Genomic DNA, 20,912 nt, shown 5'->3' on the forward strand with positions numbered 1-20,912 from the left:
CGCGCGGCGTATCACAGCCCGCTCAAATTCGCCTCGTAGATATCAATCGGCGCGGCCGTTCCGGCGCGCGGCGGCGCGTCCGCGCCAGTCGTTCGGTACGATGAACCCACGCTCCACCTCTTCCACCAGGCCCAGTGCCGGCACATGGCGCACCACCGCCACCAGCACCGGCGCGGACGCGGTCTCGAACTGGGCCGACAGCTCGGCGTGGAGCTGGGCGCGGTCCAGCATCCATGTAGCCGAGGCGGCGCGGAACGGCGCCAGCCATTGCAGGCGCGGCAGCGGCAGGAATGCCTCTCCGGCCAGGGTGTCGATCTCGTCCAGCGCGCACCAGAAGCCGCGGCAATGGCCGGCGGCGATGCCGCGCATGCGCGGCCAGCTGCCGGCCGGATAGAACAGCCAGCCCTTGACCAGCGCGCGCGCCTGCGCCACCGGACGCGGCAGCAGGGCCTGTGCGGCCGGATGACGGCCCAGGTCGAGCTGCTGCGCGAACACCTTGCGCATCTTGCGGCCCAGGCTGTCGGCCAGGTTGGGGCCGACCAGCATGTCCAGCCCGCCCTCGCGTTCCTGGCCGCCGGCGGCATCGTCGTCGAGCAGGTAGAACTTGGTGGCGAACTCGATGTGTTCGACCGCATCCGGGCCGTACTCCAGCAGGAAGTCGAATTCGCCGACCGTGTCGTTGGGACTGGCGCGCACCTGCAGGCTGTGCGCCACCAGCCTGCCCTGCGCGGCGAAATAGAAAGCCATCAGCTTCTCGGCATACAGGCCGAGGCGGGTCGGCTTGCGCTCGCCGAACGCCGCATCGAGCGCGGCCGGATCGTGGTCGAGCCGCGCCAGCCACTGCGCCGTCGCGGCATCGACCGGGGGCAGGCTGGCGATGCGGCCGGCCCACAGCGGGTCCTGCTCGTCGAGCAGGCCGGGCGCGTCGAGCAGCCAGGCCAGCGCCCGCACCCGGGCCCGCCGCAAGTGGCCCCAGCGGCGGTGGAAGCCCTGCTGGTAAGTTTCAGCCGGCGCGTCCATCGCCGGAAGCGCCGGTGCGCCGTGCCAGGCACAGGTCGGCCCAGGCCAGCGCCTTGTCGGCGCCGCGCCGCAACAGCTCGGCCGGGTGCAGGGTCGCCACCATCGGCACCTCGCCCAGGCGGTACGCGGCGCCGCGGCTGACGGCCAGCGGCTCGGACAAGGCCTGGCCGCGCAGGCCGTTGGCGGCCACCTGGCCCAGGGTCAGGACCAGCGCGGCACCGGCCAGTTCGCGCTCGCGGTCCAGGAAGGGACGGCAGGCCGCCACTTCCTCGGCGCTGGGCGCGCGCTCGCCGCCGCGCGCATTCGCGGGCCGGCACTTGACCAGGGTGGTGACGTAGACATCGGCCGCGCGCGACATGCCCACCGCCTGCAGCATGTTGTCGAGAAGCTTGCCCGGCTCGCCGGTGAGCGGCTGTCCGGCCTGCTCGTCGGCGGCGCTGGCGGTGCCGGCGGCGACCAGCCAGCGCGCCGTCGTCGCGCCGGCGCCCGGCACCGGCTGGCGCCCTTCGCTGCAGGCGCTGCAATGGCGGCAGGCGGCGATCGCCTGGCGCAGTTCGGTCCAGTCCATGCGGGAGACGTCGATGCGCACGGGTGCGGCCGGCGGCGCGGTGTCGGCGGCGGGCGGCGCCCACGCCTGGCGCGCCGCCGGTTCGGCCACCTGGCGCGGCATCGGCGGTGGCGCCAGCGGGCGGGCCTGGGCCGGTGCCGCCGGCGCGGCAACCACGGCTTCGGTATCGGCGTCGACCGCCCCGGTGTCGGGCGGCATTGCTTCCGGCGCCGGCGCCGCGCGCAGGCTCCACAGCGGCCCGATGCCCATCTCGGCCAGGAAGGCCGCCTCGCGCGCACCGATCCGTTTCGCGGCGCCGTTCACAGGTCCATCCTCATCACGATCGCATCCTCGCGCTGGCCGCCGTGGGCCGGGTAATAGCCCTTGCGGCGGCCGATCTCGCGGTAGCCGTAGCGGCGGTAGACGTCCAGCGCGCGCGCGTTGGACGGGCGCACCTCGAGCAGGATCGAGGCCATGCCCTGCTCCTTCGCGCGCGCGCCGATCCGGTCCAGCAGCTGGCGGCCCAGTCCCCGGCCCTGGCGCGCCGCGGCCACCGCCACGTCCAGCAGGTGCGCTTCGTCCACCGCATACATCACGACGTAATAGCCAGCCAGCGCGCCCGCGTTGTCGCGCGCGGTCCAGGCGTCATAGCCGCTGGCCAGCGAGTCCTGGAAGTTACCGCGGCTCCACGGATGGGGGAAGACGCTGCATTCGAGCGCGTGCACCTCGTCCAGGTCGGCCGGCCGCATCGGGGCGAAGCGCAGCGCGGCGGCTTCAGGGGCCAGGCTCATGTGCCGGCCTTCGCGGCATTGATGGCCTGCCGTTCGGCGCTGGTATACGCGACCTTGTTGCGCAGGTAAAGCGGCTGGGCCTGGGCCGCCGGCAGCGCCAGCCCGGCCGCCAGCGCCGCCGCGCCCAGCAGCGCCAGCTCGCGCGCATGCGGCAGGATATCGTCCAGCGCGCCGGCGGCGAAAGCCTGGCCGGCGAAGGCGTCCGGATAGGCGGCGAAGCCGTTGCCGCAGGCCGCCAGCTGCGCGGCCGGGAGCGGCCGCAGGTCCTGCGGCGCGCACAGCGCGGGGGCGGCGACTTCGTCCCAGGCGCCACGCGCCGTATCGTAGCGGTACTGGGCCCAGTAGACTTCGCCCATGCGCGCGTCCAGCACCGCCAGCACTTCGTGCGCGCCGGTGCGGGCGCGGCAGCTTTCGGCCATCGCCGCCAGCGTCACCAGCGGCAGCACCGGCAGGCCGGCGCCGTAGGCCAGGCCCTGGGCCACGCCGCAGGCGGTGCGCACGCCGGTGAAGGAGCCAGGACCGGCGCCGAAGGCGATGGCATCGCAGGCGGCCAGCGCGATGCCGGCTTCGCCCAGCAGTTCCTGCACCATGGGCAGGACCGATTGCGAGTGGGTGCGCACGCCGGCGCTGGAACGGACGTAAACGTGGCCCCCGGCCAGCAGCGCGCAGGAAGCGAGCTCGGACGAGGTTTCGATGGCGAGAATGGTGGGCATGCCGGTATTTTACCCGCTCGGCAGGGCCGCTGGCCACGGCACCGCGACAGCCTGTACAATCCGGCACATGCAAAGCCTGACCCTGGATTCCGACAACCGCGCGCAGCTCGCCGCCGCCATCGAGGATGATGCGCTGACGGTCGCCTGCCTGTGCGCCGCCTGGTGCGGCACCTGCGCGTCCTACCGCGCCACCTTCGAGGAGCTGGCGCGGCGCCAGCCGGACATGCGCTTCGTGTGGATCGACATCGAAGACCAGGCCGACGTCGTGGGCGACCTCGATGTCGAGAACTTCCCCACCCTGCTGGTGCAGCGCGGCGACACCGTCGCCTTCTTCGGCACGGTGCTGCCCGACGGCGCCGTGGCCGAGCGCCTGCTGCAGGCCCAGGCCGCGGCCAGCCCGGAGGAGCTGGCGTGCCTGGCCATGTCCAGCGACGAGCGGCGCGCGTGGCAGCGCGACTGCAATTTGCGCGTGCTGTTGGGGTGAGCTACACGTCGGCCCTGCTGTGCTACCGGTTGAACTGGCGGCTTGTCATCACCGCGTGGGCGGCGTAGCCGCCCACCCTACGTCAAGCGCAGCGGCAGGCTGCGCAGCCGCTGTCCGGTCAGCCTGAACACGGCCGCGGCCACCGCCGGCGCCACCGGCGGCACCGCCGGCTCGCCCACGCCTTCCGGATGCGCGCCGCTCGGCATCACGATGGTGTCCACCTGCGGCGCCTCGTGCATGCGCAGCACCGGATAGTCGCCGAAGTTCGACTGCTGCACGCGGCCGTCCTGGATGGTGATGTCGCCATGCAGCGCGGCCGACAGGCCGAACAGCACCCCGGACTCGACCTGCTGGGCCACGATGTTCGGGTTCACCGCCAGTCCGCAATCGATCGCGCACACCACGCGGTGTACAAGGATCCGCTTGTCTTGCACCGAGACCTCGGCCACCTGGGCCACCGTACTGCCGAAGGAGCGGTGCAGCGCCACGCCGTGCGCCCGGCCCGCGGCCGGCTGGCCGGCCCGGGCCACGGCCGCATCCAGTACGGCCAGCGCGCGCGGCTGCCCGCGCAGCAGCGCGCGCCGCAGCGCCACGCTGTCGCGCCGGGCGGCGTGCGCCACCTCTTCCAGGAAGCCTTCCTTGAAGAAGGCATTGTGCGAATGCCCCACCGAACGCCAGTAACCGATCGGCACCGGGCTGTCCACGGTCACGTGGGCGATGCGCTGGTTGGCGATCGCATACGGCATGTCGTACGCGCCCTCGGCGGTGGTCTTGTCCGGCCCGATTCCCGGCAGGCCCAGGTTGCGCGGGAAATACTGGTGGCCGATGGCGCCGCCGGCCGACTTGCTGTCCCAGGCCAGGATGTCGCCGCGGGCGTCGAGCCGGGCGCGAAAGCGCGCCAGCGCCGCCGGGCGGTACACGTCGTGGGTGGTGTCGTCCTCGCGCGACCAGATGAGCTGTACCGGCCGTCCGCCGGCCGCGAGGGCCACCGTGACCGCCTGCGCCACCATGTCGGTCTCCAGCCGCCGGCCGAAGCCGCCGCCCAGCAGCATCACCTCGATCGAGACCGCCGCGCGGTCGACCCCGGCCACGCGCGCGGCCACGTCCACGGCCATGCTCGGCACCTGGGTCGACAGCCACAGGCGCACCTTGCCGTCCGCCACCTGGGCCGTGCAGTTGATCGGTTCCAGCGCGGCATGGGCCAGGAAGGGCGCGCGGTATTCGGCGCTGACGGTGAGCGCGGCACCTTCCACGTCCTGGGTGCCGGCCTCGTGGTACACGTAGCCGGACTCCTCGTCGAGGGCGCGCGCGAGCTGCGCGAACACGGCCGCGCTGGACAGGGTGGCCGCCGCGCCGTCGTTCCAGCGCACCGGCAGGGCCTGCGCCGCCTGGCGCGCCTGCCACCAGCTGGTCGCCAGCACGGCCACGGCGGCGCCGGCGCCGTGACGCTTGCCCGGCACGCCCGGCACCGGCACCACACCCAGCACGCCCGGCATCGCGGCGACGGCGGCGGCCTCGAAGCCCTCCAGGGTCGCGCCGATCACCGGCGCCATCTTCAGTGCCGCGTACACCATGCCGGGCGGGCGCGCGTCGATGCCGAAACGCGCCGCGCCGTTCGCCTTGGCCAGGCTGTCCAGGCGCGCCACCGGCTTGCCGATCAGGCGGAAGGCGCCGGGCTCCTTCAGGCGCACGTCGCCCGCATCGATGCCGGCGCCGGTGCGCGCGGCCGCCGCGGCCAGCGCCCCATAGCCCAGGCGCCGGCCGTCGGGATGCAGCACGAAGCCATCCTCGGTGCGCAGGCGCGCCACCGGCGTCCGCCAGGCCTCGGCAGCCGCCTTGAGCAGCATGGCGCGCGCCACTGCGCCGGCCTCGCGCATCGGCATCCAGGCATCCTTCATGCTGGTCGAGCCGCCGGTGAACATGATGCCCAGTTCGCGGCCCAGCTTGGCCATCAGCCACTGCGCGCCCTGGCGCGTGCGGCCGGCGTCGTCCGGGTGGAAAGGGAGGTTCTCGCGCAGCAGCGCCAGGTTGGCGAAGATCGGGTCGACCGGCGCCTGGGCGATGCGCACGACACTCATCGGCAGGTCCATTTCCTCGGCCACCAGCATCGGCAGCGCCGTGTGCACGCCCTGCCCCATCTCGCTGCGCGGCACCACCACCGACACCGCGCCGTCGGGCGCGATCGCGATCCAGCCGTTCAGGCCCACCGTGCCGCCGCCCAGGGCCAGCGGACGCGCCGCGTGCAATCGCTGGCGCGGCGGCTGCACGCCCCAGCCCACCAGCAACGCGCCACCGGCCGCCAGTCCGCCCAGCAAAAAGCGGCGGCGGCCGCGCGCGGACGCCCCCTTGCCGGGTAGCGTACCTTGTTCAGGCTTCGCTTGCGGCGGCTGCACCAGCCTCATTCGATTCATCGTCGTCCCGTTCCCCCGCGCGCCCCGGCGGCACGCTCCAGCGCAGCAGTATATCGCCTGGCGCGGCCGGCCGGCTGTAGAGGTAGCCCTGGGCATGGCGGCAGCCGTGGCGCAGCAGGAAAGCGGCCTGGGCGGCCGTCTCGACGCCTTCCGCCACCACCGCCAGGTTCAGGCTCTTGCCGAGCTGGATGATGGCCACCGCGATCGCCGCGTCGTTGGCGTCGGTCGAGATGTCCTGGATGAAGCTGCGGTCGATCTTCAGGGTCTGCACCGGCAGCTGGCTCAGGTAGGCCAGCGAGGAGTAGCCGGTGCCGAAGTCGTCGATCGCCAGGCCGACGCCCACGGCGCGCAGGTCGTTGATGTAGTCGAGCGCGTCGCCGGTATGCATGATCACCGATTCGGTCACTTCCAGCTGCAGGCGCTCCGGCGCCAGCCCGGTGTCGCGCAGCACCCGGGCCACGGTGGGCGCGACGCTGCCGCGCTCGAACTGGCGCACCGACAGGTTGACCGCCATCTTCGGCACGCGCAGCCCGGCCTGCTCCCATTCCACCATCTGGCGGCAGGCCTCGGCCAGCACCCAGTCGCCCAGCTGGCTGATGAAGCCGGTGTCTTCGGCGACCGGAATGAAGCGCACCGGCGGCACCAGGCCCAGCTCCGGGTTGTCCCAGCGCACCAGCGCTTCGACCCCGACCAGCTGGCCACTGCCGATGTCGACCTGCGGCTGGTAGTGCAGGAAGATTTCCCCGCGCTCGATGGCGCGCCGCAGCAGCGCTTCCAGGCGCAGGCGCTCGACGCCCTCGCCGCTCATCGTTGGCGCGTAGAACTGATAGCCGTTGCGCCCGCGCGCCTTGGCCTGGTACATCGCCACGTCGGCATTGCGTATCAACATATTCAGGTCGGCGGCGTCGCGCGGGAACAGGCTGATGCCGACGCTGCCGGTGACGAACAGCTCGTGGCCCGATACCGTGAACGGCTGCTCGAACAGGGCGATCAGTTTCCCGGCCACGTTGGCCGCTCCGGACGTGCCCTGCACCGCTTCCAGCAGCACGATGAACTCGTCGCCGCCCAGGCGCGCCAGGGTGTCGCCTTCGCGCAGGCAGCGCGCCAGCGCCGCGGCCACCTGCTTGAGCAGCTCGTCGCCCACGTGGTGGCCGAGCGTATCGTTGACGTTCTTGAAGCGGTCGAGGTCGATGAACAGCACCGCCAGCTCCTCGCCCTCGCGCGCGGCGCGCACCAGCGCATGCTGCAGGCGGTCGTGGAACAGCAGGCGGTTGGGCAGCGCGGTGAGCGGGTCGTGGTGGGCCAGGTGGTCGAGCTTGTCCTGCGATTCCTTGACCCGGGTGATGTCGCTGAACACGCACACGTAATGCGTGAGCAGGCCCTGGTCGTCGCGCACCGCGGACACGGTCAGCCACTCGAGATAGACCTCGCCATTCTTGCGCGTTTCCCACAATTCGCCGCGCCAGAAGCCAATGTCGGCCAGGGCCCGCCATACCTCGCGCTGGAAATCCTCGTCGTGGCGCGCGGCGCGCGTCAGGCCGACGGGCTGGCCGAGCGCTTCACGCTCGGTGTAGCCGGTGATCTGGGTATACGCGGGGTTGGTGGCGACGATGCGGCCGGACGGGTCGAGCACCATCACGCCGTCGGCGATGTGCTCGAGCACCGTGGCCGACAGGCGCAGCTTTTCCTCGGCCAGCTTGCGCTCGGTGATGTCGGCGAACACCCAGATGCTGCCCTCGTCGGGGCGGGCCGGATCGAGCGCGCAGCCGCTCACCAGCATCCAGAACAGGCTGCCGTCGTGGCGGCGAAACTGTAGCTCCTCGCCGCTATCCGGTGCGTCCGCGATACGCGGATAGGTCGCGCTCCACATGCGCTCGTATTCGGCGCGCCCCGGGAACAGGGTGCCGGTGGAGCGCCCCACCATGCCGCCCTCGGGATAGCCGAACAGGGCTTCGGCGCGCGGGTTGGCCGAGACGATGCGGCGCTCGCGCACGAACAGGACCCCGAACATCACGTTGTCCAGGATCGCACCCTGTTCGGTGAGCAGGGCTTCGATGCGCATCTCGTCGTGCTTGCGATCGCTGACGTCGTAGATGATGCCGTCGATGCGGAAGTTCTCGCTGCCCCAGCTGCCCTGCGGCTGCCCGGTCTCCAGCACCCAGCGCTCGACCCCGGCCGCGTCCACGATCCGGTACTCGACCTCGTAGGCGCTGCCCGATTCCAGGGCCGCGCGCGCCACGCGGCGCTGCATGCGGCGGTCCTCGGGATGGATGATGTCGGACCAGTCATCGGTGGTGGCCAGCATGAAGCGTCCGGCCGGGTAGCCGGAGATTTCCTCGATCGCGTCGCTGACGAAGTCAATCCGCCCGCCCGGGCTGGCGCGGAACACGGCGCCCGGCACCTGCGAGACGATGGTGCGGAACTGTTCCTCGCGGCGCGCGATATCGGCGAACAGCTGGCCGATCGCCATCCGCATGCGCTCCATCTGGCTGCCCAGGCGTCCCAGTTCGTCGCCGGTATCGAGCGCCAGCGGGGTGTCGAAGTCGCCGCGTGCCAGGCGGTCCGAAAAGCCGGTCAGCGTGCGCAGCGGAGACAGCAGCCGGCGCTTGAGCAGCACCGCGATCAGCAGCACCGACACCGCCAGCTGCAGCGCCAGCACCAGCGCATAGTTGCGCTGCTTGTTGCGCAGGTCCTGCTGGTACTCATGGTCGTCCATCTCGATCGCGACGCGGCCGATGGCCTGGCCGCGCACCACCACGTCACGCTCGGCGCGGTAGGCGCGCGCGCCCGGCTCCAGTGGCATGCGGCGGTTGATGAACTCGGCCTGCGACAGGTCGCGCACCCCGACGTGGACCACGGCCGGGTCGCGCATGAAGGAATCGGCCAGGGCGCGCGCGGCCTCCGGGTTCATGTCCCACAGGGGTTCCTGGATGGCGAGCGCCAGCAGGTCGGCGTTGCGCTGCAAGGCAGCGTCGAGGCTGCGGGCGGTCGAGCTGCGTTCTTCGACGCCAATCAGGAAGTAGCCGCCGACCGCGGCCGGCACGCCCAGTCCGCCGATCAGGACCAGCAGCAGGGTGCCGTAGATGGAACGCCCATACAGGCGGCGCAGTGCATGGAGGGGATTGCGTGGCAGGGACATCGCGTTTTCGGCCTGTACCCCGCCACCGGGCAGGGATTTAACAAATCGCAAGGAATTGCTTGATTATGCATGTGAGATTGCTATGCGTCATCAAATTGCGCGCCTGAGCCGCGCGAATCGTCCCGCGGCTGTCGGCGGAACGCGACAGGACTTGCTATGATTGAATCTTTCAAAGGAGATGCCATGAGCCTGTCGATGTATGCCGCCTCGGTGCCGGTGTTCCAGAAGATGCTGGGCGCGCTGGCCGCGGTGCTGGAAAAAGCCGAAACCCACGCCCAGCAGCACCGGATCGAGCCCGCCGCCCTGCTGCAGGCGCGCCTGTATCCCGACATGTTCCCGCTGCTGCGCCAGGTGCAGGTGGCAAGCGACTTCGCGAAAGGCGCCAGCGCACGCCTGGCGGGACAGGAGGCGCCGCACTACGAGGACAATGAACAGGGCTTCGCCGAACTGCAGCAGCGCATCACCAAGACGCTCGGCTATCTCGCCACGCTGGCGCCAGCGGACTTCGATGCCGCCGCCGGACGCCCCATCACCCATGGCGCCGGCGAACGGGCGCGCCACTTCGCGCGCGGCGACGACTACCTGACCGGCTTCGTGCTGCCGAATTTCTTCTTCCACGTGACGACCGCCTACGCGATCCTGCGCCACAACGGGGTGCCGCTGGGGAAGCGCGACTTCCTGGGGCTGTGAAGCCCCGCCCAAAGGCCTAGGTATTGCGGCGCGGGTAGCCCTGCGCCAGGATGCGCACCCAGACGCGCTCCTTTTCCTCGGCGCTCATCGACACCCAGTGCGCCACTTCGGCCACGCTGCGCCCGCAGCCGCGGCAGATCTCGTCGAAGGTGGTCGAGCATACCGCCACGCACGGAGTGTCGGGGCGCTGCGGGAGCGCCCCGACAGGGCGCTGCGGGGGCGCGCCCCCGTCTTCAGCGCGCGGGTCCGACATCGAGCCGGTCCCAGCCTTCATGGCCGAGCTTTTCCATGGTGTCGATATTCTTCTCGAAGATCTCGGCCGCTTCCGGGAAGGCCTCGACCGCGCGGTCGATGCTGTCCTCGCGCAGCAGGTGCAGGATCGGATAGGGCGCGCGGTTGGTGTAGTTCGCGATGTCGTTCACGTCGGTGTCCGCGAACTGGTACAGCGGATGGAAGCTGGCCACCTGCAGTTCGCCATCCAGGCCCATGTCTTCCACCGCCGCGTCGGCCACGTCCAGGAATTCGTTGTAGTCCTCGAAGTCGGCGAGCACGAATGGATGGATCAGCAGGGTCGTGTCGACCTGCTCGGCCGGGGTATCGGACAGGTGCTGCAGCTCGTCCATCAGTTGCTCGAGCAGGGCTTCGGGGGTGGTGGCGGGCGAGACCACGTAGCGCACCTGCTCTTTCACGTAGACCGATTTCGCGAAGGGACACAGGTTCAGGCCAATGACGGCCTTTTCCAGCCAGCGGCGGGTGGCGGCGACGACCGCGTCGTCGTCGGCATGCGGGTTTGCGGTACTCATGTTCTGGACTTCTTCCATGCTTGCAGGTGGATGCAGGATTGTACGCATACTTTGTCCAGCCTCATAGATGCCCCCCGCGCGGCCAGCTAGGCTAGACCGGCACGGACCGTGATGGCAAGCCTTGCGCGGCCCGGCCGCCGAGCGGCAATGCGCAGCGAATGCACACGCATCTTCCTGCATCATCCGTGTTCATGATGTCAATTTACAGATAAATGGCCCCTCAAGTATTTTGTAACGAGGCGGACATATTTCTTGACTGACTCAAGCATGACTACGTACACTGCCCCCTTGACCAGTACGTCCGTTCCTGGACGCAACATTGGAAAGCGATGCACGACATGATCCGCAAGACCTTAGTGACTGCCGCGCTGGGACTCCTGGCCACCACTCCGCTGACCCACGCGATGGACAATGCGCCCTCGCCCGCGGCCGCGGCAACCACCATCCCGGGCGCCCGCACCACGGCGCCACTCGCACCTGGCCTGCTGAAGATCGACGACTACAAGGAAACCGACTTGTGGAACCGTATCCGTAGCGGCTACGCGATTCCCGACGTCGACAGCAAGCTGGTCGAGCGCCATACCGGCTGGTACAGCAGCCGTCCCGACAGCCTCAAGCGCATCTCGGGCCGCGCCTCGCCCTACCTCTACCATATCGTGCAGGAACTGGAAAAGCGCGGCATGCCGACCGAGCTGGCCCTGCTGCCGGTGATCGAATCGGCGTTCAATCCGCAGGCATTGTCGAGCGCCGATGCGGCCGGCCTGTGGCAGTTCGTGCCGGGCACCGGCAAGGACTACGACCTGAAGCAGAACATGTTCAAGGACGAGCGCCGCGGCGTGCTGGCCTCGACCGACGCGGCCCTGACCTACCTGCAGCGCCTGTATACGATGTTCGGCGACTGGCACCTGGCCCTGGCTGCATATAACTGGGGCGAAGGCAATGTCCAGCGCGCCATCAAGAAGAACCAGGCGCTCGGCAAGGGCACCGATTTCGAGAGCCTGGCCGAGCTGATGCCGGCCGAGACCCGCAACTACGTGCCGAAACTGCAGGCGGTGAAGAACATCGTCGCCAACCCGGGCCAGTTCAACATGGCCCTGCCGGCGATCGACAACCAGCCCTACTTCACCGCGATCGACAAGACCAGCGACATCGACCTCGCCGTCGCCGCCCAGCTGGCCGAGATGTCGCTCGACGAATTCAAGGCGCTCAACCCGCAGTTCAAGAAGCCGGTCATCACCGGCGGCGAGAAGACCAAGATCCTGCTGCCGAAGGCGAACGCCGAGAAGTTCCAGCTGAACCTGGCCCAGTGGAGCCGCGACCTGTCGTCCTGGACCACCCACAAGATCACCAGCGCCCGGGTCAGCATCGGCGCGCTCGCCTCGAAGTTCGGCACCACGCCGGAAGTGATCCGCCAGGCCAACAACATCCCGGCCAAGTCGACCGTCAAGGCCGGCTCGACCATCCTGGTGCCGAAGATGTCGGCCTCGCATGCCGGCGACATCGCCGAGAACATCATCGAGAACGCCGTGGTCGCCTTCGAAGCCGAACGCAGCCCGCGCGTGAAAGCCTCGGCCAAGGGCGCGCGCTACAAGGCCAAGGCCGGCAGCCCGAACAAGAAGCGCATCGCGCGCAATACCTCCTCGAAGCGCAAGCACCGCTGAGCGCCAACCGTGTCAGGGCCGCATTGGCCCTGACGCTTCACCCTGGCGGCCGCCTATTCGTGCGGCCGTGCAGACTTTTCCAATCTCCTGTATAGTATCGTTTGTGCGCTGCAATAGGGCGTCCGAACAGAGCGTACCCGGCAAGTCGCCAGCTGGCAGTCAAGCAGCAGCAAACAAATCCAAGCAGCAAACAAGTATTAACCAAGCAGCATCGCAAGCCCTGGCGACAGTGATCGCCCTTCTAAAAGCCCTCCCGCCCTGCGTGTCAGCCATCCAGACACCGTCCCGGCGCAAAGCTTTTGTGCCGAAATTTCTTTTCAGTTTCTAGTCATTTCGTAGTGTTGGTTCGCGTTGCTATTTTGCGCTCGTCGTTTCGACACGCGCGATCATGATTTATTCCGAAAGTAAAAGTACACATGAGTTTTGAAGCACTAGGTTTACACGCGTCGCTCGTCAAGGCGGTTGCTAGCGCCGGCTACACCAAGCCGACCCCGGTCCAGGAACAGGCCATCCCTGCCGGCATCGCCGGCCGTGACCTGCTGGTATCCTCGCAGACCGGTTCGGGCAAGACCGCGGCCTTCATGCTGCCGGCCCTGCACAAGCTGGCCAATGCCGAGCCAGCGGCGCCCGCACGCACCCCGGCGCAGAACGCGCAGTCGGCGCGCGCCCGCGGCGAACGCGTCCGCTTCACCCCGGCCCAGCCGAAGATGCTGGTCCTGACCCCGACCCGCGAACTGGCTCTGCAGGTGACCAGCGCGACCGAACAATATACGACCGACATGCGCCGCATCCGCGCCGTGTCGATCCTGGGCGGCATGCCCTACCCGAAGCAGATGCAGCTGCTGTCGAAGAATCCGGAAATCCTGGTGGCGACCCCGGGCCGCCTGATCGACCACATGGAGTCGGGCAAGATCGATTTCTCCCAGCTCGAGATCCTGGTGCTGGACGAAGCCGACCGCATGCTGGACATGGGCTTCATCGAGGACATCGAGAAGATCGTCGCCGCGACCCCGGCCACCCGCCAGACCATGCTGTTCTCGGCCACGCTCGACGGCGTGGTGGGCAACATGGCGCGCCGCATCACCAGGGATCCGCAGACGATCCAGATCATGAGCGCCGCCAACCGCCACGAGAACATCGTGCAGAAGGTGCACTTTGTCGACGACCTGTCGCACAAGAACCGCCTGCTCGACCACCTGCTGCGTGACGAGTCGATGGACCAGGCCGTGGTGTTCACCGCGACCAAGCGCGACGCCGACATGATCGCCGACCGCCTGAACATCGCCGGCTTCGCGGCCGCCGCCCTGCACGGCGACATGCACCAGGGCGCGCGCAACCGCACCCTGGACAGCATGCGCCGCGGCCAGGTGCGCGTGCTGGTGGCGACCGACGTCGCCGCGCGCGGCATCGACGTCCCGACCATCACCCACGTGGTGAACTACGACCTGCCGAAGTTCCCGGAAGACTACGTGCACCGCATCGGCCGTACCGGCCGCGCGGGCCGCAACGGTCTCGCGATCTCGCTGGTGAACCATGCCGAAGGCATGAACGTGAAGCGCATCGAGCGCTTCACCAAGCAGCTGATCCCGGTCGACATCGTGGAAGGTTTCGAGCCGAAGCGTTCGGCACCGAGCCGCTCGGGTTCGCGTCCGGGCTGGAAGCCGGGGGACGGCCGCAATGCCGGCAAGCCGGGCCAGCGCAGCTTCGCCAAGCCGGCTTACGGCGACCGTGCTCCACGTGAAGGCGGCTTCGGCGCCCCGCGTGAAGGCGGCTACGCACGTCCGGCGGATAGCCGCCCTGCCGAAAGCCGTTACGCCGACCGCGGTCCGCGCGAAGGCTACGCACCGCGCAGCAGCTACGGTGACCGTCCGCAACGCGAAGGCGGCTACCGCCGCGACAGCGCCCCGCGCGAAGGCGCACCGGCAGGCGGCGTTCGCGAAGGCGGCTACCGCAGCACCCGCCCGGAAGGTGCCCGCTACGGCGAGAAGCGCGAAGGCGGCTTCGCCAGCAAGTCCGCGCACCCGCGTTCGGCCGACGGCGCACGCCGCAGCTTCGGCGACTACTGATCGCTGAACCACCCCTGAAAATGGCTGCTTTGGCAGCCATTTTCTTTTGGGGCGTGTTCATTTCTTAGGACCGGTGTTCTGGGTGGACTAGTCGCCGCCGCCATCCCCACCATCGCCACCGTCGTCGGCGCCATCACCGGGGACCCAGCCGCCGCCATCTTCGCCTCCCTGCGCTGCACGACTCGCGCGCCGGTACTTCAGGCCGAGCCAGAAGCCGGCGATCAGCAGCAGTCCCCCGAACAAGACCCACCAGTAGGCGTGCTTGCTCCACGCCACCATCAACACGATCAAGCCGGCCAGCATCAGCAACAGATCCGGCATCTTGCGCGCTCCCATGAAAGCTCCCCTCTCTCCGCTGGGCCAGGCATGGCGGCCCGCCCATGCGGGAGTGTAGCTGCGGAGCAGCGCCAGCGCCAACCGCAGCGCATGACATGGCGGCGAGGGGCGGCAAACGGCGGCGTATAATCGCCGTCCCATCACTTGAGAAACCGCCTGTGCGCAAGCGCATCCTCATCGTCAGCCCCGCGACCGCGCGCGACAACAACGGCAACTGGCAGACGGCCAGCCGCTGGGCGCGCTTCCTGCGCGACCTGCACGCGGTGGACATCGCCGCCGGCTGGGCGCTGCAGGATCCCGCGCCGGACCTGATGATCGCCCTGCATGCGCGCCGCTCGGCCGCCGCGCTGGCCGCCTTCCGCGCCGCCCATCCCGAACGGCCGTTGGCGCTGGTCCTGACCGGGACCGACCTGTACCGCGACATCGACACCGATCCGCACGCGCGCGCCTCGATCGAGCATGCCACGGCCCTGGTGCTGCTGCAGCCGGCCGGCCTGGCCCTGCTGCCGGAGGCGCTGCGCGGCAAGGCGCGCGTCATCTACCAGTCGGCCGCGAGCCTGCGGCCCTGGCGGCCCGCGCGCACGCCGCGCTACCGCGACGTCTGCATGGTCGGCCACCTGCGCGAGGAAAAAGACCCCTTGTGCTTCATCCGCGCCGCGGGCCTGGTCACCCACCCGGCCGCGCGCCTGCTGCACATCGGCGGCGCACTCGATCCGGCCCTCGGCGCCACCGCCCAGCGCGCGCAAGCGGAGAACCCGCGCTATCGCTGGCTGGGCGCCCTGTCCCATGCGGATGCGCGGCAGCGCCTGAAACGCTGCCACGCGATGGCCATCACCTCACGCATGGAGGGCGGCGCGAACGTCATCATCGAAGCCGTCACCTGCGGCGTGCCGGTGCTGGCATCGAACATCAGCGGCAACCGCGGCATGCTGGGCGAGGACTACGCCGGCTATTTCGCGGCGGGCGACGCGGCCGCCCTGGCGCGCCTGGTCGATCGCGCGATCGCCGACGCCGGCTTCGCCGCCCTGCTGCGCCGCCAGTGCGCGGCGCGCGCGCCGCTGTTCGCACCTGGCGCCGAGAAAGCGGCGCTGCGCGACATGGTGGATAATCTTTTCCTTCGCGCCCCGCGCACAACCCTCGATACGGAATCACGATGAGCACGACGACCGCGCAACCCATCAAACTCACCTCCTTCTCGCATGGCGGCGGCTGCGGCTGCAAGATCGCGCCCGGCGTGCTGGCGGAAATCCTCGGTAAATCGAAAGGCTTCCCCGTGCCGAAGGAGCTGCTGGTCGGCATCGAGACGGCCGACGATGCCGCCGTCTACCTGCTCAACGACGAGCAGGCCCTGATCGCCACCACCGACTTCTTCATGCCCATCGTCGACGACCCCTTCGACTTCGGCCGTATCGCCGCCACCAATGCGATCTCGGACGTGTACGCGATGGGCGGCACCCCGATCATGGCCCTGGCCCTGGTCGGCATGCCGGTAAACAAACTGCCACTGGAGACGATCGGCCAGATCATCCGCGGCGGCGAGTCGGTGTGCGCCGAGGCCGGCATTCCGATCGCGGGCGGCCATACGATCGACTCGGTCGAGCCGATCTACGGCCTGGTGGTGATGGGACTGGTGCATCCGTCGAAGGTCAAGCGCAATGCCGATGCCCGTGCCGGGGACGTGCTGGTGCTCGGCAAGCCGCTCGGCGTGGGTGTGCTGTCGGCCGCGTTGAAGAAAGATGTGCTCGGCCCCGATGGCTATGCGGCGATGATCGCCAACACCACCAGGCTGAACAAGCCGGGGCGCCTGCTGGCCGAGATGCCGGGCGTGCACGCCATGACCGACGTCACCGGCTTCGGCCTGCTCGGCCACCTGCTGGAACTGGCGCGCGGCGCACAGCTCTCGGCCACGCTCGAGATGGACCGGGTGCCGCTGCTGCCCGGCGTGCTGCAACTGGCCCAGGACGGCTATTTCACCGGCGCTTCCGGGCGCAACTGGGAAGCCTATGGCAAGGACGTCGCGCTGGGCGACGCCGTCACGCCGGCCCAGCGCGCCCTGCTGACCGATCCGCAGACTTCCGGCGGCCTCCTGGTCTCCTGCGACCCGGCCAGCGTGGACGAGGTGCTGGCGCTGTTCGCGCGCGAAGGCTTCGACGCGGCGGCGGTGATCGGGCGCATGGAAGCGGGCGCGCCGCGCGTCACGGTGGCCTGAGCCGGATGTACTGGCGTTGGCGCCGGCTAGCGTAGCACCGCCACCGCCTGTCCGCTCAGCCTGACGTCGATCGCCGCGGCATCGGCGGCGCTCTTGCGCCTGATCGAGATGGCACCGTCCAGGGTCCTGAACTGGCCATCCCTGCCGCCCTGCAGCTGCTGGCGCGGGCGCTTGTCCAGCTGGACGTAGACCTCGGTGCCGTCGAAATCGACGGACATGCGGCGCCCGTCGCTCAGCTGGTAGTCGCCGGCGATCTCGGACATCTGCTGGGCGGTGGGCGGCGCATCCGCATCGGCCGGGGCGGCCAGCATCGCATGGGCGAGCGGCGACAGGACGGTAGCGGCAAAGGCGGCGGCGATCAGGACGGGCGACAGGGAACGGCACATGATGGGCTCCTTGGTAGTGAGGGGATGATGGCCACGACCCGTGGCCAGGAGCCCACTGTAGAGCGCACCCGACCGTCGTTTATTGCGCGACGTTAATTTTAGTTTCCCTACGGAACAAATTCAGCCTCCGTTTGATCCGCGCCATGCGGGTCGACAGGGCCGGCCCAGGGCGCCGGAAGGCGCAGCGACAGCGCAAGCGCGCCCAACACCACCATCACGCACAGCAGGCAGACGAGGGCGAGCACGACCGGCAGGGGAAGGACGACGGCGGGTAGAGGATCCATGGCAAGCTCCGGAGTTGTCAGGCGGTGCGAACGCTTGCGCTATCCCAAGTGTCGCTCCGCATGACCCACTGTGCCATTTCTTGTAACAATAAAATTGATTAGACGCAATTCGTCATGCAATCCGGCACCATCGCTTCACGGACCGGTGCGCAGTCCCGGTGATGGCTGCCCGGCCAGGCCATGTCCTACCCGCTCGTATTCCGCGATCACCTGGGCGCCCAGCAGCAGCAGGGTGGCGGCGATCTCGAGGCTGAACATGACCACGATCGCCGTGGTCATCGAGCCGTACACGACATTCACTTGCGACAGGGTGGAGAAGTACCAGACCAGCACGTGGCGCGCGAGTTCCCACAACAGTGCCGCGCTGACGCCGCCGACCAGGGCGTGCCAGATCGACAGGCGCCCCACCGGCATCACCAGGTAGATCGAGGTCAGCACCAGGATCTCGCCGAGCAGCCCGAGCAGGTAGAGCAGCACGCCGGAGACCCCGCCCAGCGACCACTGGTAGCCGAACAGCCAGACGCTCTCTTCCCCCATCACCTCCAGCGTACCGGCGACCAGGGTGACGATCATCACGCCCAGGCCCAGCGCCAGGATGTAGCAGTACGGCAGCACGGCCGACACCACGAAATGGCGGCGCCTGTCCGCCACCCGGTGGATGAAGATCACGCTCATCGCGTTCTCCAGCACCGTGAAGGCGAGCGAGCTGAAAAACAGCATGGTCGCCCCCAGCAGCCAGGTGATCAGTTCGCGGTTCTCGAGGAAGTGCGCGACCTCGGCCACGATCGGCGCCGACTGGGCCGGCACCAGCATGCCGAGGTAGCGGGTCAGGGTTTCCAGCAGCTCGGCCTGGTCGATGAAGTGCGACAGCGCCACCACCACCAGCATCAGGAAGGGTACGATCGACAGCAGCGCGTAGTAGGCCACGGCGCCAGCCAGCAGCAGGCCCTGGTTGGCGCGGAAGCCCTTCACCACCTGCAGCACGAAGGCGAACGGATGGGCCAGGATCCAGGCGTTGGCGCGCTGGTCCAGCAGGCGCTCACGCCAGCTACGGCGGCGGTTCATCGCGCCAGCCTGATCCCGGTGAACTGCCAGCGCGCTGCGGCCGGGAAAAAGTTGCGGTAACTGGCACGCGCATGGCCGCGCGGCGTGGCGCAGGAGGAGCCGCGCAACACATACTGGTTCACCATGAACTTGCCGTTGTATTCGCCGATCGCCCCCGGCGCCGGCGCGTAGCCCGGATAGGGCGCGTAGCTGCTGGCGGTCCACTGCCAGCAGGCGCCGAACATCTGGACCAGGCCCTCTCCTGCCGCCACCTGCGGGTGCAGGCGGTCCTGATCCAGGTCGAGCGCCGCCCGGCGCGCGGCGAATTCCCATTCGGCTTCGGTGGGCAGGCGCGCCCCGCGCCAGCGGGCGTAGGCGTCGGCTTCGTACAGGCTGACGTGGGTCACCGGGCGGCGCAGATCGAGCGCTTGCAGGCCGTGCAGCGTGAATTCCCGCCAGCCCCCCTCCCCGTCCGCGACCCAGTACAGCGGGTGCGCCAGTGCGCCGGCGCAGACCTGGTCCCAGCCCTCGGCCAGCCACAAGGCCGGATCGCGGTAGCCGCCGGCCTCGATGAATTCGAGGTAGTCACCGTTCGTGGCAAGGCGCGAGGCCAGCGCAAACGGGGCCAGGTAGCTGCGGTGGCGCGGCAACTCATTGTCGAAGCAAAAGCCGCCGCCCTCATGGCCGATCTCGGCCAGGCCGCCCTCGAAGCCGATCCAGTCCAGCGGCGGCGCGTCGGCACCGCCTGGCGCCTGGGACGCTTCATACGCCGGATACAGGGGATTGCGCGACAGCAGGTGCTTGAGGTCGGTGAGCATCAGCTCCTGGTGCTGCTGCTCGTGCTGCAGGCCGAGTTCCAGCAGGGCGGCCAGCGCGGGCGAGGCGCCGCCCGCCAGCAGGCGCGCGATGCGGCGGTCGACGTCGTGCCGGTAGGCGCGCACCTCGTCCAGCGCGGGACGGGTGAGCAGGCCGCGCTGCGGGCGTGGGTGCTTGGCGCCGATGCCGTTGTAGTAGGAATTGAACAGCACCCGGAAGGCCGGGTGGAAAGGCGCGAAGCCCGCCTCGTGCGCTTCCAGGATGAAGGTCTCGAAGAACCAGGTGGTGTGCGCCAGGTGCCATTTGATGGGACTGGCGTCCGGCATCGACTGCGCGCAGCAGTCCTCGGCCGAGAGCGGCGCCGCGATCTCGAGCGAGCGCGCGCGCACCGTGGCATAGGCGTGCCGCAGGTCCGGGTGCTGGTGCGCGCCCATCAGCCGCTCGCCTGTGCGTGGATCACCGCGAACCAGCGCTGCGGATCGGTCCAGACCCGGGTGGCCTCGAAGCCGGAGCGTTCCAGCAGCGCGATCGCCTCGGCCTGCTGGTACTTGTAACTGTTTTCGGTGTGGATGCAGTCGCCCGCCTCGAACACCCGGCCGCCGCCGTTCCAGCGCACTTCCTGGCGCCGCACTGCTTCCAGGTGCATCTCGACCCGTCCCTGGGCGGGATTGTAGAACCCGTGGTGGCGCCAGGCGCGGATGTCGAAGTCGGCGCCCAGCAGGCGGTTCACGTGGCGCAGCACGTTCAGGTTGAAGGCGGCGGTGACGCCCAGCGCGTCGTCGTAGGCGGCATCCAGCACGGCCTTGTCCTTGGCCAGGTCGATCCCGATCAGCAGGCCGCCGTCGCTGCCGCACTGGGCGCGCAGGCGGCGCAGCAGGCCCTGCGCCTCGTCCGGCGTGAAATTGCCGATCGAGGAACCGGGGTAGAAGAACAGGCGGCGCGCGGCGCGCACCTGGGATGGCAGCTCGAAGCGGCTGGAAAAGTCCATGCCCAGGCCTTCCATGGCGATCAGGGGAAAGCGCTGGCGCAGGCGCGCCAGGGCATCGCACAGGAACTCGGCGGAGATGTCGACCGCCACGTACTGGGCCGGGGCCAGTAGCGGAAATAGCGCCGCCGCCTTGGCGCAGTTGCCGGCGCCGAGGTCGACCAGGGTAGCGCCGCTGCCGGCCGCGCGCGCGATCTCGGCGCCGTGGCACGCGAAGATCGCCGCCTCGACCCGGGTCGGATAATACTCGGGCAGCTCGCAGATGGCTTCGAACAGCTTGGAGCCGAGCGCGTCGTACAGGAACTTGGGGGCGATCCAGGCCTGGGGCGCGGCCAGGCCTGCGTGCAGCTCGCCGGCCACGTGGGCATTCGTGGCGCGCGGGGGGGCTTCCGTGCAGGAGATGTGCATAAGCGTTATCATTCGTGCCGCCACGCCGCGGCTTGCGTCATGGCATAAGTTAAGCTGAAGTGAAGCTGAAGTTCGGCCAAGCCGGCCGCCGAGTTGCCGTTTTGGCCATCATAGCGGAA

The 20,912-nt window shown here is 69.3% G+C and carries 20 protein-coding genes; 6 read left to right on the top strand and 14 right to left on the bottom strand.

Annotated elements, in window-relative coordinates:
* Positions 1–42: 42 nt before the first annotated feature.
* Genes LCI23_RS06765 through tsaB form a run of 4 tightly spaced genes read right to left on the bottom strand, consistent with a single transcriptional unit; the run spans position 43 to position 3,071 of the window.
* Positions 43–1,020, bottom strand: coding sequence for a DUF1853 family protein (locus tag LCI23_RS06765; RefSeq protein ID WP_224945670.1), 978 nt, complete (start codon positions 1,018–1,020; stop codon positions 43–45).
* Positions 1,004–1,891, bottom strand: a complete 888-nt coding sequence (locus tag LCI23_RS06770) for a uracil-DNA glycosylase (RefSeq protein ID WP_224945672.1) — start codon at positions 1,889–1,891, stop codon at positions 1,004–1,006. Before LCI23_RS06770 ends, LCI23_RS06765 begins: the two co-directional genes overlap by 17 nt.
* Positions 1,888–2,358 (bottom strand): ribosomal protein S18-alanine N-acetyltransferase, encoded by a 471-nt coding sequence (rimI, locus tag LCI23_RS06775; protein WP_224945673.1) that lies wholly within the window; start codon positions 2,356–2,358, stop codon positions 1,888–1,890. Before rimI ends, LCI23_RS06770 begins: the two co-directional genes overlap by 4 nt.
* On the bottom strand, positions 2,355–3,071 hold the full coding sequence (tsaB, locus tag LCI23_RS06780; protein WP_224945674.1) for a tRNA (adenosine(37)-N6)-threonylcarbamoyltransferase complex dimerization subunit type 1 TsaB: 717 nt from the start codon (positions 3,069–3,071) through the stop codon (positions 2,355–2,357). Before tsaB ends, rimI begins: the two co-directional genes overlap by 4 nt.
* Before the next feature lie 67 nt (positions 3,072–3,138).
* On the opposite strand from tsaB, the gene LCI23_RS06785 reads away from it, so the two are divergent.
* Positions 3,139–3,555 carry a thioredoxin family protein gene (locus LCI23_RS06785; RefSeq protein ID WP_224945675.1) on the top strand — a complete coding sequence of 139 codons (417 nt, stop codon included), beginning with the start codon at positions 3,139–3,141 and terminating at the stop codon, positions 3,553–3,555.
* 77 nt (positions 3,556–3,632) lie between these two features.
* Here the strand turns inward: LCI23_RS06785 and LCI23_RS06790 are convergent, their stop codons facing one another.
* The gene (locus tag LCI23_RS06790) at positions 3,633–5,966 is read right to left on the bottom strand and encodes a molybdopterin cofactor-binding domain-containing protein (RefSeq protein ID WP_224945676.1); all 2,334 of its coding nucleotides are present in this window, start codon (positions 5,964–5,966) and stop codon (positions 3,633–3,635) included.
* Entirely contained in the window at positions 5,923–9,105 is a 3,183-nt protein-coding gene (locus LCI23_RS06795) for an EAL domain-containing protein (protein WP_224945677.1), read from the bottom strand. The genes LCI23_RS06790 and LCI23_RS06795 overlap by 44 nt, the downstream gene beginning before the upstream one ends.
* 183 nt (positions 9,106–9,288) lie before the next feature.
* On the opposite strand from LCI23_RS06795, the gene LCI23_RS06800 reads away from it, so the two are divergent.
* Entirely contained in the window at positions 9,289–9,795 is a 507-nt protein-coding gene (locus LCI23_RS06800) for a DUF1993 family protein (RefSeq protein WP_224945678.1), read from the top strand.
* A gap of 16 nt (positions 9,796–9,811) precedes the next feature.
* On the opposite strand, the gene LCI23_RS06805 is transcribed toward LCI23_RS06800, so the two are convergent.
* Together LCI23_RS06805 and LCI23_RS06810 are read right to left on the bottom strand one after the other, a co-directional pair.
* A complete protein-coding gene (locus LCI23_RS06805; protein ID WP_224945832.1) occupies positions 9,812–10,048 on the bottom strand; it encodes a DUF1289 domain-containing protein in 237 nt (78 codons plus the stop codon).
* Complete coding sequence (locus tag LCI23_RS06810) at positions 10,029–10,598, bottom strand: DUF1415 domain-containing protein (protein ID WP_224945679.1); 570 nt, start codon at positions 10,596–10,598, stop codon at positions 10,029–10,031. The genes LCI23_RS06805 and LCI23_RS06810 overlap by 20 nt, the downstream gene beginning before the upstream one ends.
* A 329-nt stretch (positions 10,599–10,927) precedes the next feature.
* Between LCI23_RS06810 and LCI23_RS06815 the strand changes: the two genes are divergently transcribed.
* Positions 10,928–12,259, top strand: coding sequence for a transglycosylase SLT domain-containing protein (locus LCI23_RS06815; protein WP_374041151.1), 1,332 nt, complete (start codon positions 10,928–10,930; stop codon positions 12,257–12,259).
* A gap of 416 nt (positions 12,260–12,675) precedes the next feature.
* On the top strand, positions 12,676–14,325 hold the full coding sequence (locus LCI23_RS06820; protein WP_224945680.1) for a DEAD/DEAH box helicase: 1,650 nt from the start codon (positions 12,676–12,678) through the stop codon (positions 14,323–14,325).
* An 87-nt stretch (positions 14,326–14,412) separates the two neighbouring features.
* On the opposite strand, the gene LCI23_RS06825 is transcribed toward LCI23_RS06820, so the two are convergent.
* Positions 14,413–14,661 (bottom strand): hypothetical protein, encoded by a 249-nt coding sequence (locus LCI23_RS06825; RefSeq protein ID WP_224945681.1) that lies wholly within the window; start codon positions 14,659–14,661, stop codon positions 14,413–14,415.
* A gap of 158 nt (positions 14,662–14,819) precedes the next feature.
* On the opposite strand from LCI23_RS06825, the gene senB reads away from it, so the two are divergent.
* A complete protein-coding gene (gene senB, locus LCI23_RS06830; protein WP_224945682.1) occupies positions 14,820–15,818 on the top strand; it encodes a selenoneine biosynthesis selenosugar synthase SenB in 999 nt (332 codons plus the stop codon).
* Positions 15,815–16,870 (top strand): selenide, water dikinase SelD, encoded by a 1,056-nt coding sequence (gene selD / locus LCI23_RS06835; RefSeq protein WP_224945683.1) that lies wholly within the window; start codon positions 15,815–15,817, stop codon positions 16,868–16,870. The genes senB and selD overlap by 4 nt, the downstream gene beginning before the upstream one ends.
* 26 nt (positions 16,871–16,896) lie before the next feature.
* Here the strand turns inward: selD and LCI23_RS06840 are convergent, their stop codons facing one another.
* The 5 genes from LCI23_RS06840 to egtD form a co-directional block, all read right to left on the bottom strand.
* Positions 16,897–17,256, bottom strand: a complete 360-nt coding sequence (locus LCI23_RS06840) for a hypothetical protein (RefSeq protein ID WP_224945684.1) — start codon at positions 17,254–17,256, stop codon at positions 16,897–16,899.
* 107 nt (positions 17,257–17,363) lie between these two features.
* Positions 17,364–17,540, bottom strand: a complete 177-nt coding sequence (locus LCI23_RS06845; RefSeq protein WP_224945685.1) for a hypothetical protein — start codon at positions 17,538–17,540, stop codon at positions 17,364–17,366.
* A 135-nt stretch (positions 17,541–17,675) separates the two neighbouring features.
* Positions 17,676–18,605, bottom strand: a complete 930-nt coding sequence (locus LCI23_RS06850; RefSeq protein WP_224945686.1) for a YihY/virulence factor BrkB family protein — start codon at positions 18,603–18,605, stop codon at positions 17,676–17,678.
* Positions 18,602–19,834 carry an ergothioneine biosynthesis protein EgtB gene (egtB, locus tag LCI23_RS06855; RefSeq protein WP_224945687.1) on the bottom strand — a complete coding sequence of 411 codons (1,233 nt, stop codon included), beginning with the start codon at positions 19,832–19,834 and terminating at the stop codon, positions 18,602–18,604. The genes LCI23_RS06850 and egtB overlap by 4 nt, the downstream gene beginning before the upstream one ends.
* On the bottom strand, positions 19,834–20,793 hold the full coding sequence (gene egtD / locus LCI23_RS06860) for an L-histidine N(alpha)-methyltransferase (RefSeq protein ID WP_224945688.1): 960 nt from the start codon (positions 20,791–20,793) through the stop codon (positions 19,834–19,836). Before egtD ends, egtB begins: the two co-directional genes overlap by 1 nt.
* Between the last annotated feature and the right edge of the window lie 119 nt (positions 20,794–20,912).

Origin of the sequence: Massilia sp. MS-15 (genome assembly GCF_020176695.1) — a bacterium.
Taxonomy (GTDB): Bacteria; Pseudomonadota; Gammaproteobacteria; order Burkholderiales; family Burkholderiaceae_D; genus Telluria; species Telluria hydrophila.

What these genes read in the sequence shown, in the direction of transcription:
- LCI23_RS06765 (WP_224945670.1), bottom strand. Translation starts at nt 1,020, where the DNA reads ATGGACGCGCCGGCTGAAACTTACCAGCAGGGCTTCCACCGCCGCTGG.
- rimI (WP_224945673.1), bottom strand. Translation starts at nt 2,358, where the DNA reads ATGAGCCTGGCCCCTGAAGCCGCCGCGCTGCGCTTCGCCCCGATGCGG.
- tsaB (WP_224945674.1), bottom strand. Translation starts at nt 3,071, where the DNA reads ATGCCCACCATTCTCGCCATCGAAACCTCGTCCGAGCTCGCTTCCTGC.
- LCI23_RS06785 (WP_224945675.1), top strand. Translation starts at nt 3,139, where the DNA reads ATGCAAAGCCTGACCCTGGATTCCGACAACCGCGCGCAGCTCGCCGCC.
- LCI23_RS06790 (WP_224945676.1), bottom strand. Translation starts at nt 5,966, where the DNA reads ATGAATCGAATGAGGCTGGTGCAGCCGCCGCAAGCGAAGCCTGAACAA.
- LCI23_RS06795 (WP_224945677.1), bottom strand. Translation starts at nt 9,105, where the DNA reads ATGTCCCTGCCACGCAATCCCCTCCATGCACTGCGCCGCCTGTATGGG.
- LCI23_RS06800 (WP_224945678.1), top strand. Translation starts at nt 9,289, where the DNA reads ATGAGCCTGTCGATGTATGCCGCCTCGGTGCCGGTGTTCCAGAAGATG.
- LCI23_RS06805 (WP_224945832.1), bottom strand. Translation starts at nt 10,048, where the DNA reads ATGTCGGACCCGCGCGCTGAAGACGGGGGCGCGCCCCCGCAGCGCCCT.
- LCI23_RS06810 (WP_224945679.1), bottom strand. Translation starts at nt 10,598, where the DNA reads ATGAGTACCGCAAACCCGCATGCCGACGACGACGCGGTCGTCGCCGCC.
- LCI23_RS06815 (WP_374041151.1), top strand. Translation starts at nt 10,928, where the DNA reads ATGCACGACATGATCCGCAAGACCTTAGTGACTGCCGCGCTGGGACTC.
- LCI23_RS06820 (WP_224945680.1), top strand. Translation starts at nt 12,676, where the DNA reads ATGAGTTTTGAAGCACTAGGTTTACACGCGTCGCTCGTCAAGGCGGTT.
- LCI23_RS06825 (WP_224945681.1), bottom strand. Translation starts at nt 14,661, where the DNA reads ATGGGAGCGCGCAAGATGCCGGATCTGTTGCTGATGCTGGCCGGCTTG.
- selD (WP_224945683.1), top strand. Translation starts at nt 15,815, where the DNA reads ATGAGCACGACGACCGCGCAACCCATCAAACTCACCTCCTTCTCGCAT.
- LCI23_RS06840 (WP_224945684.1), bottom strand. Translation starts at nt 17,256, where the DNA reads ATGTGCCGTTCCCTGTCGCCCGTCCTGATCGCCGCCGCCTTTGCCGCT.
- LCI23_RS06845 (WP_224945685.1), bottom strand. Translation starts at nt 17,540, where the DNA reads ATGGATCCTCTACCCGCCGTCGTCCTTCCCCTGCCGGTCGTGCTCGCC.
- LCI23_RS06850 (WP_224945686.1), bottom strand. Translation starts at nt 18,605, where the DNA reads ATGAACCGCCGCCGTAGCTGGCGTGAGCGCCTGCTGGACCAGCGCGCC.
- egtB (WP_224945687.1), bottom strand. Translation starts at nt 19,834, where the DNA reads ATGGGCGCGCACCAGCACCCGGACCTGCGGCACGCCTATGCCACGGTG.
- egtD (WP_224945688.1), bottom strand. Translation starts at nt 20,793, where the DNA reads ATGCACATCTCCTGCACGGAAGCCCCCCCGCGCGCCACGAATGCCCAC.